The 3,663-nt window shown below is 63.7% G+C and carries 2 protein-coding genes; both read left to right on the plus strand.

From position 1 onward, the window contains the following. The first annotated feature begins 42 nt into the window (after nucleotides 1-42). Nucleotides 43-1,302 (plus strand): acetylornithine deacetylase/succinyl-diaminopimelate desuccinylase family protein, encoded by a 1,260-nt coding sequence (locus VEK15_22410; protein ID HXV63471.1) that lies wholly within the window; start codon nucleotides 43-45, stop codon nucleotides 1,300-1,302. Between the two features lie 34 nt (nucleotides 1,303-1,336). Then, the coding region (gene leuS / locus VEK15_22415) for a leucine--tRNA ligase (GenBank protein HXV63472.1) at nucleotides 1,337-3,663 on the plus strand (2,327 nt) is incomplete at its 3' end.

Genomic DNA, 3,663 nt, shown 5'->3' on the forward strand with positions numbered 1-3,663 from the left:
GAGATCCAGATCGGCGTTCGTTACCTATTCGGTCGTTGAGCCTTGGACCGGGTCGAAGCGGTACGGCGAGAGATCGAGAAAGCTCGAGACGAGCTCGTCGATTTCGCCTCCGAGCTCGTTCGCGTCCCGAGCGTCAATCCGCCGGGAAACCTCTATCGGGAGGCGACGGAAACGCTCGGGCATCGTCTCGCCCACTGCGGGTTCGAGGTGGACTACGTCGTCGCCGAAGGCCGCCCCGAGCACAGCGCGGCCCACCCTCGGGTCAATGTCGTGGGTGTTCTCCCGGGGGAAGAGGCGCGCCCGGTCGTTCACCTGAACGGGCACCTCGACGTGGTACCCGCGGGAGATGGATGGACTCTCGATCCCTTCGCGGGGATCGTACGCGCAGGCCGCATCTATGGGCGGGGTACGGCGGACATGAAGGCGGGGATCGCTGCCGCCCTCTACGCCGTCGAGTGCATTCGCCGGGCGGGAATCCGCCTTCGCGGAAGCGTCGAGCTCAGCGGCACCGTCGACGAGGAGAGCGGGGGCTACGCGGGCGTCGCCTGGCTCTGCGAGACCGGACGCCTCACCAGGAAACGCACCGACTACGTCATCATTCCTGAGCCCCTCGGAGTGGACCGAATCTGCGTCGGCCATCGGGGGGTCTACTGGTTCGAGGTCACCGCCCATGGCCGCGTCGCCCACGGCAGCATGCCGTTTCTCGGCGTGAGCGCCATCGCGCAAATGAGTCTTTTTCTCGAGGCCATTCGACGTGAGCTTCTTCCCGAGCTCGGAAAGCGGCGGACGAGCATGCCCGTGGTCCCCGAAGGGGCCCGCCAGGCGACCCTGAACGTGAACTCGATCATCGGAGGGCAGGCGGGCGAGGATCCTCAGACTCCGTGCGTCGCCGATCGATGCTCCGCGGTATTCGACCGGCGCTTCCTGCTCGAGGAAGGCTTGGAGACGGCGCGGGGAGAGATCGCTTCGCTACTCGACAAACTCGGGAACGGCCCGGATCGACGCTTCGATCTGCGCGAGCTCATGGTGGTTCACCCGGTACAAACCCCTCCCGACTCCCCGCTGATCGAAGCCCTGAAGAAGACCATACCAGCCGTCCTCGGACGAGAGGCGTCAATCATCGCAAGCCCCGGTACCTACGACCACAAGCACGTGACGCGGATCGGTGGCATCCCGCACTGCGTCGCCTACGGCCCGGGGATCCTGGAGCTCGCCCATCAGGTGGATGAGTACTGTGAGATCGACGACCTGATGAAATCGACCGAGGTCATCGCCATGACGCTTCTCGAGCTCATCGGTTGAACCGGGATGCCGGGGCGAGTGTTACATTTCCGGAATGCCCGAGGATCGCGCTGAGTTAGAGAGCTACGACCCGTCCACCGTGGAGCGAAAGTGGCGGGAGCGGTGGGAGGAGCGGCGCACCAACTCCGTGGATTTACGAAGCGCCCGGCGGCCCTATTTCAACCTCATGATGTATCCCTATCCCTCGGCCGAGGGGCTGCACGTCGGCAATCTCTTTGCTTTCGTCGGCGCTGACGTACACGGACGCCTCCGGAGGCTTCAGGGCTGGGATGTTTTCGAGCCCATCGGCTTCGACGCCTTCGGCATCCACTCGGAGAACTACGCTCTCAAAATGAACGCGCACCCGGCAGAGCTCATCCCGAGGAACATCGCGCGCTTCCGCGACCAACTGAAGCGATGCGGCCTCATGCTCGACTGGGACCACGAAGTGCAGACCACGGATCCACGTTATTACAAATGGACACAATGGATCTTCCTGAAGCTCCATGAGGCGGGGCTCGCGATGAGAAAGCGGGCGCCGGTCAACTGGTGTCCGGAGTGCAAGACGGTGCTCGCCAACGAGCAGGTGATCGCCGGGATGTGTGAGCGCCATCCGGGGATCGCCGTCGAGCTGCGTTTGCTCGAGCAGTGGTTCTTCAAGATCACTGATTACGCCGAGCGGCTGCTGGCAAACCACGAGTGGCTCGACTGGTCGGACTCGACCCGCACGATGCAGGTGAACTGGATCGGCCGCTCTGAAGGCGCCGAGCTCCTGTTCGAGACGCCAAACGGCCTCTCGATCCCGGTGTTCACGACGCGCCCCGACACGGTTTTCGGCGCCACTTACGTCGTGGTGGCGCCGGAGCACCCGCTCGTGGATGGGCTAACGTCAGTCGAGCAGCGCACCGAAGTCGACGCATACCGTCGTGAGGCGGCGGCGATGGACCTCGTGTCCCGTCGGATTGGAGAGAAGGAAAAGTCAGGTGTATTCACGGGAGCCTATGCGAGGAATCCCGCCAGTGGCGACGCGGTTCCGATTTGGATCGCTGACTATGTCTTGATGGAGTACGGCACCGGGGCAATCATGGCGGTGCCGGCTCACGACGCTCGCGATTACGAGTTCGCACGCAAGTACCGCCTCGATGTGAAGCAGGTGGTGGAGCCGGATGACCCCAAGGAAGAAGGAGTCGGTTTTGCCGGATGGGACGGGACGCTCGTCGGAAGCGGACAGTTCGACGGGATGCCGTGCCGCAAAGCCGCGAAGGCGATCACGGCATGGCTGGAAGACCAGCGTGCCGGGGTCGAGAAGGTGCAGTACCGTCTCCACGATTGGTGCATCTCGCGCCAGCGTTATTGGGGCCCTCCGATACCCATTATCTACTGCGACGAGTGCGGGATCGTCCCTGTTCCCGAGCGGGACCTTCCGGTGCTGCTTCCGCCGCTCGAGGATTTCCAGCCCGATGCGAGTGGAATCTCGCCCCTGGCGCGGGCCAAGGACTGGTACCGTGTTCCCTGCCCGAAGTGCGGACGGAGCGCGCACCGCGAGACGGACGTCTCCGACACGTTCCTCGATTCCGCCTGGTACTTCCTGCGCTATCCCTCGACGGAGGTCGACTCCCGGCCGTTCGACAGGGGGCTGACGGAGAAGTGGCTTCCGGTCGACTCGTACATCGGTGGCAACGAGCATGCCGTTCTCCATTTGATGTACGCGCGATTCGTCACCATGGCGCTCAACGACCTCGGCCACTTGTCGTTCGAGGAGCCATTTACCCGGTTCCGGGCTCACGGGACGATCGTCAAGGATGGCGCCAAGATGTCGAAGTCCCGAGGCAACGTGGTGATCCCGGACGACTATATTGCCACGTGGGGCGCGGACACCTTCCGCATGTACTTGATGTTTCTCGGTCCGTATCAAGAGGGCGGCGACTTCCGCGACGAGGGACTCTCGGGGATTCGCCGGTTTCTCGACAAGGTCTGGGGGCTGGTCGCGAAGGCCAGGGCGGAAGGCCCATCGTCCCCCGAGGCGCTGCGCAAGCTGCATCAAACCATCCGGGGCGTCGGGGCGGATCTGGATGAACTTCGGTACAACACGGCGATCGCGAAGTTGATGGAGTACGTCAACCTACTCAGGGCTCATGGAGATGCGTCCTCATCCGCGCTGGTCGAGCCCCTTGTCCTCATGCTCGCACCCCTCGCGCCGCATTTCGCCGAGGAGTGCTGGGAGAGGCTGGGCCGGAAGACCAGTGTGTTCGACGCGTCGTGGCCGGTGTTCGACGAGCATCTGGCGCAAGAGCAGCTGGTCGAGCTCGTGATTCAAGTCAACGGAAAAGTGAGGGGCCGCCTCCAGGTCGCGCCGGGACTGACTCGGGAAGAGGTCTTGGA

The organism is Vicinamibacteria bacterium, assembly GCA_035620555.1.
In the GTDB taxonomy this organism is placed as follows: domain Bacteria; phylum Acidobacteriota; class Vicinamibacteria; order Marinacidobacterales; family SMYC01; genus DASPGQ01.